The sequence below is a fragment of the Anaerorhabdus sp. genome, from assembly GCF_036657415.1.
GTDB lineage: Bacteria > Bacillota_I > Bacilli_A > Erysipelotrichales > Erysipelotrichaceae > Anaerorhabdus.
In genome coordinates, this window is the sequence record NZ_JAVXGL010000049.1 from 1 (window position 1) to 14317 (window position 14317).

Below are 14317 nucleotides of genomic sequence, written 5' to 3' on the forward strand. Positions count from 1 at the left end.
AGTATTAAGTTTTGATCCTCTATATGATTCCGATAATCCATGAAAATGGATCCTTGGCTTGTTTCTTCTAAATCCCAACTTAATGCCAAATATTTCTCATTATCTTTTCCTTGTACTACATTTTCTTTTAAAAGTTGACTCTCAAATTTTATCTGTCCTTTGAATTCTGGATTAATTTCATGTCGCTTCTCCCAGTCAATCAATTCTTCTATTACTGCTTCTACTTTTTTTGGTGATATATTGACATTTTCTTCTTGCTTTACATTACTTATCAAAACGTACACTAATCCACCAATAATACTTGCTATTGCAGCAATTACAATCACTATTTTCAGTTTTTTCGTCTCCATAACTTCCTCTTAAAAAGCCACAGTAGTGGCTTTTACTTTCTTTTATACACCTGTATTTGGCACTTTATATCCGCTTGGCGCAATACATCCTATACCATTCCAATAATATCCTTCTGGATATCCATCATCTTGGCATGTTCTTCCTGATTCTGGTAATACAGGATTTACTATATTTTTATCTTTTACAGTAATATTTATTGTTTTTTCCGTCATCGTTCCTGCACTATCTGTAACACTATATGTAACTTGATAAGTTCCTAGCTTCGATGTATCTACATTATTAAAGATAACATTTGCTAGTGTTAATACAATTTCTCCATCTTCTGCATCTGTCGCACTAACATTACTCAAGGGATTAAAATTGTCTCCTATTGTTATCACTTTATCGCTTGCATTAATTGCCGGTGCCGCATCTCGTGGACCCTTTACAAGTAATACTCCATAGGTATTGCCTGCCAATCTTGCATTTAAGTCGATTGATACGTTAACAATATCTCCTACAACATTTTTTTGTCTTTGAACTTTGAAATCACTTCCCATTACTTCTCCAGTCAATTTATCAACTGGTATATAAATGACATACAAGTCATTTAAACTCGAATCATATTGCGGTTTTTTCATTCCAAAAGCAATTTTTGAATTTACTGCATCTGAATTTATCCATACTGAATCAAAACTATCATACCCTTGAGCAGTTGCAAAATTTTTCAAATCTGTTACAGCTGACTGTTTGAGCTGTCCAATACTAATTAACTCATTAGCGTAAATCTGTGTTTTTCCATTTGCAATACCGTCACCAACAACAACACTATCATTTACAGTAATGTAGTTCCCCGCTTCTGTTGCAAAATATTGATTCAATCCAAATCCTGAAATAAATACATCATTTCCTAAATTGCTCTTAGGTGCTGTATTTCCTGAAATTTCACCGCCATTTAAGACAATACTCCCTTTTGAATAATTATTCCTATCTACATGGAGCATAATTCCACCGCCATAGCTATTTGATGAATTATTTATGATTTTCCCATCATTCATGATAAATGTTGCATTACGAACAACCGCAATGCCACCTCCACCATTGTATCCACTGGAATTACCTAATAAGGTACTTCCACCAATACTTCTATTTTCACTAATAATTCCGCCATTCATCGTTATCAATGCACCTTCTGTTGCAAATATACCAGCCCCTGCTGTTTTTCCTTGAAGTTTGCCTTGAAATGATAATGTACTTGGATCAGTTGATTCATTTCTTGTAATCAATGCATTACTTTCTATAAACACTTTAGATTCATAGATATAAAGCGCTCCTGCATTGTCTTCTAATGTTTTGTTGTCACTAACTTCGCCATCAATTGTAAGAATTGCATTTTTTCCTCTTACATAAATAACACCTGCAAATGTACTCGTGTTTCCACTAATTTTTGATGTAGATGTCAATTGAACCTGCGCTCCATTTTCTAACTGCAACGCATTAGATAGTGTCGTATTTAATATTTGACCACCAAACTCCATTTGTTTAGAAACATATACACCGATTCCTCCATGTAAATCAGTAATTGTTACTCCTGCACCAATTGTTGCACCTGCATCGGACATTGATACAAGGGCTATTGATTCCGCTTTATTTGCACCACCTGATATTAAGCCTGACTGATAATCTAGAATTCCTGCACCATGCTTAATTGCATTTAGGCCTGCAAAATTGAGTAAGTCTGTATTTACCATAACAACTTCCGCTTGGGGGTTATACATTGCGATAATGGCATCGTGTACAATTTGGAGATTTTTTGTAGTATCTTGTCCTAAGTTTCCAAATCCTTGTTTTTTGTATTCTGTTCCTTTTGATTTGTTTGCATCATCTAAAATAATATTTTCAAATTTTATACCCACATTCCCAGTGCCTGCAATTTCAAACATTGCAGGATTGTACCAACTTCTATTGTTATCACTTAGCGCTGCAAAATTATCACCTCTTGTAATTGTATATTTATTTCCTTCTTCACTCTTAATCGTAATTTTTTTATCAGTAAGACGAATACAACTTTCTAGTAGAACATCGCCTTTTAGTATGATAATTCCATCATTTTGAACAAGTTCAAATGCCTTTGCTAAAGTTTGTACTGGATTATCGAATGAACCATCTCCTGTATCTAATCCATTTTGATTATCTATAAATATTTCAAGTGGGTTTGCTTTCACAAGGTCATTAACAATGAGTTCCTCAACAACCTTATCTGATTCTACATTTTCATGATCAACAGTATCTTCAATAACTGATTCAATCATAAATTGTGCAGTAAATATTTCATCTTTCAAAATAACTTTTTCCTTCAATGCTTCATTATTAAGATAAACATTTCCTTCTTCATCAGTCCAATGGTTAAAAACATATGACTCATTAGTAATAAGTGTTACATTCGCCAAAGGGGTTCCTTCATCATTAACAACTTCTTCAGTTGTTCCTTCCACTTTGCCTCCTTCACTACTTGTATAAGTTACTGTCCACGTAGGTGTTTCTACTAGTGAATTTGTATCTTCTGCGAATACATTTGCTATCGAAGTACTAATTAGCATTAAAAAGCTAATTGTAATCAACACTATTTTCTTCATCTTCTTACCTTCTTTCTTTTGTACTATCAACATCTAAAATTTGATGGTCGGTTTATGCCCTGATTAAAACAATTTCAATAAGCTCCCATTATAAATCCTTGTTATTGCAATCCTTTATGTAGTCAGCACTTCCCCTAATATAGATACACTATTTCTTTCATCTATCGTTTGTAAATGTTGTATTCTTTATTTTTAACGTTGTAAAAAAGATATGATATTTATATAATATAGACAAGGGTATGCGACTAGACTTCTGTTCGCAAATAAGATTATGATAAATATATACTTATGTGAAGACAACGAAATTTTATTAAATAAATACAAAAACGAAATAACAAGTTTGCTTTTAAATGAGCAAATTCCTTTTTTTATTCATACATTTTTAAATGCAGAATCATTAATTTTCAATATTTTCGATAAACTACATGTGGTAGACATTATTTATTTAGATATTGAAATGGGAGAAACTAATGGGATTGAAGCTGCAAAAAAACTCAGACAAATGAAGTACTATGGAGAGATTATTTTTCTTACTTCATGTAGCGAATATGTTTTCGATAGTTTTGATGTTGATCCTTTGCATTTTATTGTAAAAAACAGTATTACCCCTGATAAATTTAAAACCATTTTATTGAAGGCTGTCTGTAAAGCAGAAAAAAAGTCAAAAGAATATTTTGACTTTAAAATTAAAGGTGTATTAAAAAGAATTCCTTTTAATGAAATATATTTTTTTGAGGTTCATAATCGTATTGTTACAATAAACCTCAATCAATCGCAAGAAAGCTTTTATTTCACAATGGATAAATTGGAAGAAAAGCTTTCAGAGAAAACATTTATTCGTTGTCATCGATCATATATTGTTAATTTAAATCATATAATTGAGTTAAAAAAAGATTTTTTAAAACTTACAAATGGAACAACAATCCCCCTTGGCAATAACTATTTAAAAAATCTTAAATCTGCATTTTCTAAGTCACTTTCATCAAATCATTAAGTAAAGTAATCATTTTATTCATTTAGAGGAATATGTAGTTTTACGACAAACTCATTATTCTCCCAAGTAATATCTTGAAATCCGCCATATTTTTCTATTGTCTCCTCAATTATTTTAAGGCCAAATCCATGCTCATTTTTATTTTCTTTTGTAGAATATAGTACTCCATGTGATTCATTAACTTCACCATTAAAAGAGTTTCTTACAATCAAAGTAAACCATAGTTTGCTTTGAATACTTGTTATGTTTATAAATCTCTTGTCGTAATCTATTCGTCGACATGCATCTATTGCATTATTCATTAAGTTGGTAAATATTCTGCATAAATCAATTTCATCAATTCTCAAATTTTCAGGATAGGATACCGTTGCTGAATACTTAACCTTACTTTTTTGTGCTAAATAATACGTATTAATCAGAATTGCTTGAATAAAAACGTTGTTAGAAAATTTAGGATTAATCGTTAAATAATCTTCTTCAATATTTGCTGTTTGTGCAATAACTGTCTTTATTTCATCATACTTATTTTCATTTAAAAGTTGATTGATTACCAAAATTAGCGAATTAAAATCATGTCTAAACTTTCTAATTTCTTTGTCGTAATTCACTTGATTATTATATAATATAATTTGATTTTCTAATTGTTCTGCAATTGTGTCAGAGCGTATGCGATATATTTCAGCAACACTCGACTTTACAGCGAAAATGACTAATAGTCGATATAAAATTGTTATAATAATTAATCCAAAAAATTGATAATAAGAAATAATGATATTTAATTTTTGATCATACATAGGTATTGTGCACATCACTAAAAAAATTATACAATATTGAAAAAATATAAACTTGTAAAATTGATTGTTTGATCGTATAAATCTTGTCCATTCACTATGAGAAATCAATTTCATATTAAAAATGTATGTTATTATAATTGCTAATAAAAAAGCGATAATCGTTTCCAAAATACTTATTCCTTCTCCCATCATGTTCATTGGAGTCTTACTAATAATAGAGAAAAATGCAGGAGTCATTCCACCCGAAAGTAATAAAATCAATGTGAAATCGTTCGCAAAAAATACATCCTGCATCCAATTAATTTTGTATAGATATTTACACAATAACATAATACCAAAGTAGGCTATAATGAATGAAAGTTGTGTATCTAAAAACATAAATGATATAATAGCAAATATTGATCCTACAATTGCAAAACAAATATAACTATAATGCATGTTTTTTCTACTATCTAAAATTTTATTATAATTTCTCGCATTAAGAAAACAATATATAGTCACAAGAAAAGATAGCACAATATTTAGAACTACTAAGATTTCTCTTTTTAGACTCCAAATATATAAAATATTTCCATCCATATTTACCACTCCTAGAAAATAATTATAACATTGATTACCAATTATTTACATTTTACCATTTATTGCATATGCCTTTTTTTATTAGTCATTAGTTATCTTTATTTTTTATCAGCTTAAAATTATTGGTCGCTTTAGACGCAAATATATTCGACTTTTTTCTATTTCATAAGCAACAATTATAAGATTTTCTAAGTTGCTCCTATAAATATTTTTCATTTGTATCATTATAATGATACAAAATATCTATTTAACATTAAATGATTGGATTGCATCATGGATCATATCAAGTTGTTCTTGCGGCATTTCAGAAAGGCTTGATATCGTTCCAAAGTAGACTATGTGATCTTTAAAGTTAACCATATAACCGTCTAAATATTCGCCATTTCCAGATAACTTAAAACGTACGACTGCTTTGTTTGCAGCAGTGAAATCAGACTCTATAATCTGTGCTTTACCCTCTTCACTATCTAAAAATAAAATTTCAATATCTTTTTCCAATTCTTCTTTCGTATATGAATATGTATCATCACTAATTAACATTACATGGAGATTATTATCATTTGTAGCTTCTCCATCCGGTCCAAAAACATAGTCATCTGTAGTATAATTTGATTGCTCATAATCTAACCTATATGTAAACGGAATCTCAAATGAAAATCCATAAGCATCATAACGTTTTGTTGATGGTAAATTTGAATTAAAATTTTCAACTGCTTTTTCTGCTTCATCTAGATTAAAATCTAATTGAATTCCATAGTATTCTTCAATCTCACTAATAAGTGAATCAGTCAGTTTATTGCACTTTGATGGATCAATTGTAATTTGAATGAAAATCCTTTGTTCAGAATTTAATTCTTTCGCAGCAACATAATCATAAATAATTTTTCCTTTATTATCATATGATTCCTCAATAACAAGCGTACTAAAATAAGCAAATTCTCTTTTTTCATCAACATCAATTTTGGGCTCTTTTATAATTTCAAGAATATAGGGACCATTCATAATTCCTTCTTTCATAAATTTTAGTGCGTCGTCTGCATATTGTCCCTCTTCAAAAATGTAATCATTAATACTTACATCAACTGTTACTCCATATTGAGAAGAATATGCATTATTTCCATAAACATCTGCATATTTTGATGTAGGTACATAGAATAGGAATTTTTCTGTAGTTTCCTTACCTGATTTATCTATTGATGCTGAAACAACTGACATTTCCATTAAATTTTCATAAGCATTATTATCTGACTTTTGATTTTCGAGTGTCGGTTTTTTACTTCCATCACTATTACATCCTACAAGTCCAACAATCAATAATGAACTTACGATTACTTTTATAATTTTTCTCATTTTATTCTCCTCATTTAGTTTTATCCAATAATTTAATATTCCACAATTAACTCTTCAATGAATCTATGCCCAAATTCATTGACATTGAATTTAATAAGGTACCTATATTTATTGTAGTTCCTTAAATATTTAAACCCATCCTAGGTTTTGTAATTAGAAATTCTAAAATCATATCTGTCATTTCACCAGTACCCAACACATCACGATCTGATTTTATAAGTCCCTCTTGAATAGACTCTTTTGCAATTATCCATCCTTTTGGAAGGTCAAATCGTAGGTTTAATGTTTCACTTACATATGTATTATCTTCTCATCTTCTTTTTTCATAATCAGTTACTACTTTTTCTTCTCTATCCTTTCATTATGTTTTCTATCACTTCATAAGTTCTTCATTTATATTTTTTTGAATTTCAAAAAGTGATAAATAATTATTCCCCGTTATTAATAGATACATAATGTATGCAGTTGGTTCACATTTTTTATTTTTAAGAATGTGACAATAGCACAAGAAACTTCTTCGTGTATAATAGTAATATGTATAAATGAGAGAGACTAACGTTGATGAAAACTAAATATATGAATTCTTTATTTACAATTATATTTTGTTTATTGGTAGCATTTGTTTTTTGCTATCCCTTTTTAAATGGATCTATTCTTATTGGTCCAGATACTGCATTTCATATCAATCGTATCGAATCGTTAAGTATTGCTATAAAGAATAATGATATCTTTCCACGGATTTTCTATCATCAAAATTTTAATTTTGGATATGGTAGTCCTATGTTTTATTCCATTTTCTTTCTCTATTTTCCAGCATGGTTAAGAAATCTTGGAATAAGTATTTATGACACTTATCATATCTTCTTATTTACTTGTGCATTCTTTGCATCACTTACAATGTTTAAATGTGCCACGCTTGTTTTAGGAAAAAAACGAAATCTATATAGTTGCTTAACCGTTTTATTTTATATTTGGAATTGTTTCTATATTTCTGACTTTTATAAACGGGGTGCTGTTGGAGAAATCCTTGCATTCATTTTCTTACCTATTGCAATCATGGGGATGTATCATTCTGTGCATGGAAATATCAAGAAACATTATTACCTTATCATTGGTTTCTGTGGTTTACTTCTTTCGCACAATATTACTTTTATCATTACCGTGATTTTATATGCTTTTTATCTAATGATTAATATTAAAACATTACTCGCTGATAAAAGACGGCTAATAACAATTGTGTGTATTGGCGGTTTAGGAATTCTAATGACTTGTTTTTTTACATTCCCACTTCTTGAACAACTTGCTAGTGGTGATTATCGTATACATTCTTATTTTGGAACAGAATCACTTTCTAATTTAGCACTTGATATTAGTGCGGTATTTGATTTTAGAACCGACTCTTCAAATTATTTATGCGATTCTGTTGGTCCTTTCTTACTATTACTTCCGCTTTTTTATCCGTTTGTTAGAAAGCAATCAAAATCAAGATTAGCTACCTTTCTTGTTGTAGCTGGATATATTATGGTTTTCATGACTACAAAATACTTTCCTTGGGGATTATTCCAATTTCTAAGTTTCTTGCAATTTCCAACACGTTTGCTCGTACCAGCAACTGCGTGTCTTGCTTTGGGGGCAGGTTACACCATTGCAAATCTTCCATTAAAAAAAGGGATTAAGCTTCAGTTTACCAAAATGTTACTGGTTATTGTGTTGATTACAAATATTCTTCAACTCTTTGGCGTACTTACTTCGCCTGGTTTAATTACTCGTCCTACAACTGCAGAAGAAATCAAAAATGATGAACAATTTCTAAAACGTTCTGAATGGTACAACTTGTTAGAACTATCTACCCCTGATTATCTTCCAGCAGATACTTCAATTAACTATCGTGAATACAAATCGAAAATTGTTTCAAACAATGAAGAGAAAGAACGTGAACCAATTTCATATAATGAATACAACAATTTTGTATTCACGTATGGCTATATCAATAATGGTGCTTATTACATCATGCCACTAACCTACTATAAAGGTTATATTGTTGATATTTATGATGGAGATCAACTTATAGAGACATTGGATGCAAAAATGGATCCTGAAACTGGACTAGTTCGTTTTGAACCGTCTGCATATTCCAGTGAAAGCAATGAAGTCATCTTTAAAGTCTATTATAAAGGGACTACATTACAGGTTGTTTCTGCTTGGATATCAATCATAACTGCCCTATCTTATATAGTGGCTACAATCATTAATCATTTCTATAGTTCATTTTTAAAAACTTCCTTAAAGTCTAAAAAAGTATTAGGGAAAAAATAATCACAACCAAATTGGACTGCTTACTCGCAGTCTTTTTTATTGTATTTTCATTATGTAAACGGTATCAAAAAAACTTTTTAAAAATGAAAACGGTTACTTGTGATTTTTTTAACTTTAGTTGTTTACACAGCTTTTTCCTAGTGCTATACTTCATTCGGTAGTAAGTGAATACTTTCACAATAGGAGGAAATTATGGCTGTTAAAAAAACTACAAAGAAAGCAACTGCACCAAAAGTAACTGAAGTTAAGAAAGCTGCTCCAGTACAAGAAACAGTTGGTAAAACAAACGTCCCTGAAGTAAATGAAAAAGTAGCAAAAGCATTAGTCGCTTTAGACAAATATGCAAATTACGATCAAGAAAAAATTGACTATATCGTAGCGAAATGTTCTGTTGCCGCATTAGATAAACATGGTGATTTAGCAAAATTAGCCATTGAAGAAACAAAACGTGGTGTCTTCGAAGATAAAGCAACAAAAAACTTATTCGCTTGTGAATATGTAGTAAATCATATGCGTCACCTTAAAACTGTAGGTGTTATTTCTGAAGATGAAGTTCAAGGTTTAACTTACATCGCTGAACCAGTTGGTGTTGTAGCAGGTGTTACTCCAGTAACTAACCCTACTTCAACAACAATCTTCAAATCACTTATTTCATTAAAAACAAGAAATCCTATTATCTTTGGATTCCATCCAAATGCACAAAATTGTTCTGCTGCAACAGCTAAAGTAATTTATGATGCTGCCATTGCTGCTGGTGCTCCTGAAGATTGTATTCAATGGATTGAATATCCAAGTATGGAAGCAACAAATGCATTAATGAATCATCCAGATGTAGCTACAATTCTTGCTACAGGTGGAAATGCCATGGTTAAAGCAGCTTACTCTTGTGGTAAACCTGCATTAGGTGTTGGTGCTGGTAACGTTCCTGCTTATATTGAAACAACAGCTGATTTAAGACAAGCTGTTAATGATATTTGTTTATCTAAAGCATTCGATAATGGTATGATTTGTGCTTCTGAACAAGCTGCTATTATTGATAGAGAAGTTTACGATGATGCAATTGAATTATTCAAAGGCTACAATGTTCACTTCGCAAATAAAAAAGAAAAAGAATTATTAGAAAAATTCATGTTCGGTGTAACAGCCTATTCTAAAGATGTTGCTTCTGCAAAATTGAATCCAGTTGTTGTAGGACGTCCTGCTGCATGGATTGCTGAACAAGCAGGTTTCACAATTGATCCTAAAACAAGTATCATCGGTGTTGAATGTAAAGAAGTTGGTCCAAACGAACCAATGACAAGAGAAAAACTTTCTCCAGTATTAGCATTCTTAAAATCTACTTCTGTAGAAGATGGTCTTGATAAATCTGAAGCAATGGTAATGTTCAATGGTATTGGACATAGTGCTGCTATTCATACAATGAATTCTGACCTTGCAAAACGCTTTGGTGAAAGAATTAAAGCATGTCGTATTATTTGGAACTCTCCAAGTACTTTCGGTGGTATTGGTAATGTTTATAACTCATTTATCCCTTCACTAACTTTAGGATGTGGATCATATGGTCATAACTCAGTATCAGATAACGTTAGTGCTATCAACTTGTTGAATATCAAGAAAATTGGTAAAAGGAGAAATAATATGCAATGGTTTAAAGTACCATCTAAAATTTACTTTGAAAGAGATTCAATCGAATATCTACACTCTATGCGTGATGTTGAAAGAGTATTTATCGTTACTGACCGTTCAATGGTTGATTTAGGATATGTTACTCGTGTAACAGATCAACTAGAAGGTAGACGTAATAAAGTTCAAGTTCAATTGTTCTGTGATGTTGAACCAGATCCAAGTATTCAAACAGTTAAAAAAGGTTTAAGTTTAATGGAAGCATTTAAACCAGATACAATCATTGCTATTGGTGGTGGATCAAGTATGGATGCTGCTAAGGGTATGTGGTTATTCTATGAACAACCAGATGTAAACTTTGATGATTTAAAACAAAAATTCATGGATATCCGTAAACGTGCATTCCGTTATCCAGAATTAGGTAAGAAGTCTAAATTAGTATGTATTCCTACAACTTCTGGAACAGGTTCTGAAGTTACTCCATTCGCTGTTATTACAGACCGTGAAGAAGGAAAGAAATATCCATTAGCTGACTACTCATTAACTCCAACAGTTGCTATTGTCGATCCGGCTTTAACAATGTCATTACCGGCTGTTATCACTGCAGATACTGGTATGGACGTATTAACACATGCAACTGAAGCTTATGTAAGTACACTTGCTAATGACTTTACAGATGGTCTTGCATTACAAGCTATTAAAATGGTATTTGAATATTTACCAAGAGCTGTTGCAAATGGTAAAAATGACCCAGAAGCTCGTGAAAAAATGCATAATGCTGGTACAATTGCTGGTATGGCATTCGCAAACGCATTCCTTGGTGTTAATCACTCAATTGCACATAAGATTGGTGCTGAATTCCATGTTCCTCATGGTCGTGCAAACGCAATCTTAATGCCACATGTAATTCGTTACAATGGTACTAAACCAGAAAAACCTGGTATTTGGCCTAAATATAATTACTACAAAGCTGATGAAAAATACGCTGAACTTGCTAGACTTCTTGGATTAAAATTTAAGACTACAGCTGAAGGTGTTGAAGCTTATGCAAATGCTTGTGGTAATTTAGGTAAAGACTGTGGTATTCAAATGTCATTCAAAGATCAAGGTATTGATGAAAAAGCATTTGATGCTAATCTTGAAAAACTTGCTTATCTAGCATTCGAGGACCAATGTTCACCTGCTAACCCACGTGTTCCATTAGTTGAAGATATTAAAGAAATCATGCGTCAAGCTTATAAAGGATTCTAGAAAACAAGGTTATAGCTATAAAATAAATAAGTTATAGTACATAAAACAAGAAAGATATTATCAATTTGAAATGCACCTCCTAATTTGGACAACCAAAGATGGAGGTGCATTTTAATATATCCAAACTTACAAGAGAACAAAAAATAGAAATTTATAGAAAACAACAATGGCAAAAAACATTACACTACATTATGTTGAAGAATTCTTTGCTTATTTTGATGGCTATACATCATTTATTCATATGCCATTTACAATTGAGTAAATAAAACATATAAAAACCCCGCCTTTCAGACTTTCGTTCTAATAACGGGGTTCATAACAAATTTACTGTACATCATTTTCTGGGTAATAATATGCATAGGAGCTACCACCACTATCACCAAACGCTAATTCAAAAATACCTTCTCCATATACCCATGTCGAAATTACTTGGGGTGTTAATGGTCCATCTACAACCATAATACTAATTGATTCATTATCTTCCATGATACACGTTTGCGTATTTTTATGTGTCACTTTAATTAACCCACATGCCGTACTAATCAGTGGACGTTCTTCCTTAATTGATGAAAATTTATCGTTAGTGACTGATTCAAAATTCAAAAGAACACTTTCATGAATTGTCACTAATGCAGGGCTATATCCTAATAAAACATCAGTTCCCTCATAATCCCATGATGCAAAATAACCATGTTTTAAATGAAAGTCCTTTGTAAGTACACCACTAACCCATTGGATTTGATCAGGCCGATTATCTAAATATTCACCTTGACACCGCCCTTGAATTTCACCATAATTACGATTCCATGCACCATCAATGAAATAACAATAATTTGTGATAAAGATTGGTTTCATAGTTATACGATGATAAACAACAAGATAACTTGGTAGTGGACGATCATGACCATAGCTTTTCGTTAGCTTCACACTCTTTGGGAAAACTTCTTTTATGGATTTGCATGAGAAATGTGGTTCATTAATAACTTGTTTTAATGATACTTGCGATTTTAATAATTTGTAAATATGCAAATCAACACTATTTAAGCTTCGTTTTGAATAGCCATACTTTATCATCGTTTATTTCTCCTCTTTTCATCATTATACAATGATTGAACTATTTTTACGACTTCACCATGTAGTTATATATTTTCTTACTACACGCGGTAAAAAAGAAGAGAATACTTACACTGGCACAACCCATCAATACCATCTCTGTACTCATCATCGTTACTGCACCGCTAACTAAAAATGAAGCTAATGGAATAGACGCTGACGATAAAGCATAAATAATGGAGTTTACACGTCCTAAATATTCAGGTTTAACACTTTGAATTGTCAAAACTCCTACATAGGTATAAAGCAAAGCCACACAGCCTCCACAAAAACTTCCCAAAATCAAAACTGCAATGTACATTATTTTATCATTCGTAATTATCCTTCCTAAAATCAAAGGTCCCAAGTACATGATTATTAGTGCAAAAGCTCCTAGTTTGATTAAGTGAAATTCACTAATCTTATTTCTAATTTTTGGATATAAAAATGATCCTAAGACACCACCTAAAGTCAAACTTAATCCAATAACAGATAACATGATTTCTCCTGAATGCAATATTTCTTTAACGAGTGGAGCTTCCAATGCATTAAGTGGTGCGTAAATACCATTCATGAAGGTTGCTAGAATTAATAAATACACAATTAACTTATTTCCTTTAATAAGTGAAAAACCATCTTTGAGCCTTTGAATATAGTTTCCATTTAATTCTTCATCCGTTAGCGTAACATTTCTAACTTTCACAAAGGACATGAGTAGAGCACAAACAAAAAATGTAACTACATCAATAAGTACTGCACCTAAAATACCAAATAAACCAATAATAACTCCTGCACTTGCAAGTCCACTGAATTCAATAGTACGCATTAATCCATTGTTTAAAGATACTCCTGATTCATACTTATCTTTTTCTAATAAACTAGGTAGCATGGATGCAGCTGCAGGCATTCTAAAAGCTTCCGCTGTTGATATAAAAATTGTGGATAATAATAAGTGATATTCATTTAACCAACCTTGAAATATACCTACCGCTATAATTGATACACAAATTCCACGAATAACATCAGATATAATTAATATTTTTTTCTTATTTAATTTATCAACCAAGACTCCAAGAAATGGCTGAAGTAGTATTGTAGGTAAACGATTCACTCCAAAAATTAGTGCTGACCAGAAAGCACTTCCCGTAATTGTATAGATAATCCAGGTAAATGCAATACTGTCTAATGAATCACCAAATCGATTAATAATATTTGCAGTTAGATACAATAGAAAGTTTTTATTTTTTGTAAACTCTCGATATCCACTATTTTCCATGCAGAAGGCTCCTTTTACAAAGCGGTATAATCGCCTCTCATAAATCTACACCTAACATCATGAATATGCAATGAAC

Annotated in this window: 9 protein-coding genes; 3 read left to right on the top strand and 6 right to left on the bottom strand. The window is 31.3% G+C overall.

From position 1 onward, the window contains the following. Together RSB60_RS07735 and RSB60_RS07740 are read right to left on the bottom strand one after the other, a co-directional pair. The coding region (locus RSB60_RS07735) for a hypothetical protein (RefSeq protein ID WP_442879657.1) at positions 1–350 on the bottom strand (350 nt) is incomplete at its 3' end. A 42-nt stretch (positions 351–392) separates the two neighbouring features. Beyond that, entirely contained in the window at positions 393–2966 is a 2574-nt protein-coding gene (locus RSB60_RS07740) for an immunoglobulin-like domain-containing protein (RefSeq protein WP_332615572.1), read from the bottom strand. 271 nt (positions 2967–3237) lie between these two features. On the opposite strand from RSB60_RS07740, the gene RSB60_RS07745 reads away from it, so the two are divergent. Continuing rightward, the gene (locus tag RSB60_RS07745) at positions 3238–3960 is read left to right on the top strand and encodes a LytR/AlgR family response regulator transcription factor (protein WP_332615574.1); all 723 of its coding nucleotides are present in this window, start codon (positions 3238–3240) and stop codon (positions 3958–3960) included. A gap of 14 nt (positions 3961–3974) precedes the next feature. Here the strand turns inward: RSB60_RS07745 and RSB60_RS07750 are convergent, their stop codons facing one another. Continuing rightward, positions 3975–5192: a sensor histidine kinase gene (locus tag RSB60_RS07750; RefSeq protein ID WP_332615576.1), complete on the bottom strand. Its 1218-nt coding sequence runs from the start codon at positions 5190–5192 to the stop codon at positions 3975–3977. A gap of 384 nt (positions 5193–5576) precedes the next feature. Then, complete coding sequence (locus tag RSB60_RS07755; protein ID WP_332615578.1) at positions 5577–6683, bottom strand: hypothetical protein; 1107 nt, start codon at positions 6681–6683, stop codon at positions 5577–5579. Positions 6684–7244: 561 nt separating this feature from the next. Here RSB60_RS07755 and RSB60_RS07760 point away from each other — a divergent pair. Further along, positions 7245–8999: a hypothetical protein gene (locus tag RSB60_RS07760; protein ID WP_332615580.1), complete on the top strand. Its 1755-nt coding sequence runs from the start codon at positions 7245–7247 to the stop codon at positions 8997–8999. Positions 9000–9191: 192 nt separating this feature from the next. Next, positions 9192–11873: a bifunctional acetaldehyde-CoA/alcohol dehydrogenase gene (gene adhE / locus RSB60_RS07765; protein ID WP_332491018.1), complete on the top strand. Its 2682-nt coding sequence runs from the start codon at positions 9192–9194 to the stop codon at positions 11871–11873. A gap of 324 nt (positions 11874–12197) precedes the next feature. Here adhE and RSB60_RS07770 read toward each other — a convergent pair whose 3' ends face one another. Beyond that, positions 12198–12947, bottom strand: a complete 750-nt coding sequence (locus RSB60_RS07770) for a hypothetical protein (RefSeq protein WP_332615584.1) — start codon at positions 12945–12947, stop codon at positions 12198–12200. 46 nt (positions 12948–12993) lie between these two features. Then, entirely contained in the window at positions 12994–14241 is a 1248-nt protein-coding gene (locus tag RSB60_RS07775) for an MFS transporter (RefSeq protein ID WP_332615586.1), read from the bottom strand. Positions 14242–14317: the final 76 nt, after the last annotated feature.

Bases quoted from the DNA above. Each gene is read 5' to 3' on its own strand.
- RSB60_RS07740 (WP_332615572.1), bottom strand. From the start codon at position 2,966: ATGAAGAAAATAGTGTTGATTACAATTAGCTTTTTAATGCTAATTAGT.
- RSB60_RS07745 (WP_332615574.1), top strand. From the start codon at position 3,238: ATGATAAATATATACTTATGTGAAGACAACGAAATTTTATTAAATAAA.
- RSB60_RS07750 (WP_332615576.1), bottom strand. From the start codon at position 5,192: ATGCATTATAGTTATATTTGTTTTGCAATTGTAGGATCAATATTTGCT.
- RSB60_RS07755 (WP_332615578.1), bottom strand. From the start codon at position 6,683: ATGAGAAAAATTATAAAAGTAATCGTAAGTTCATTATTGATTGTTGGA.
- RSB60_RS07760 (WP_332615580.1), top strand. From the start codon at position 7,245: ATGAAAACTAAATATATGAATTCTTTATTTACAATTATATTTTGTTTA.
- adhE (WP_332491018.1), top strand. From the start codon at position 9,192: ATGGCTGTTAAAAAAACTACAAAGAAAGCAACTGCACCAAAAGTAACT.
- RSB60_RS07770 (WP_332615584.1), bottom strand. From the start codon at position 12,947: ATGATAAAGTATGGCTATTCAAAACGAAGCTTAAATAGTGTTGATTTG.
- RSB60_RS07775 (WP_332615586.1), bottom strand. From the start codon at position 14,241: ATGGAAAATAGTGGATATCGAGAGTTTACAAAAAATAAAAACTTTCTA.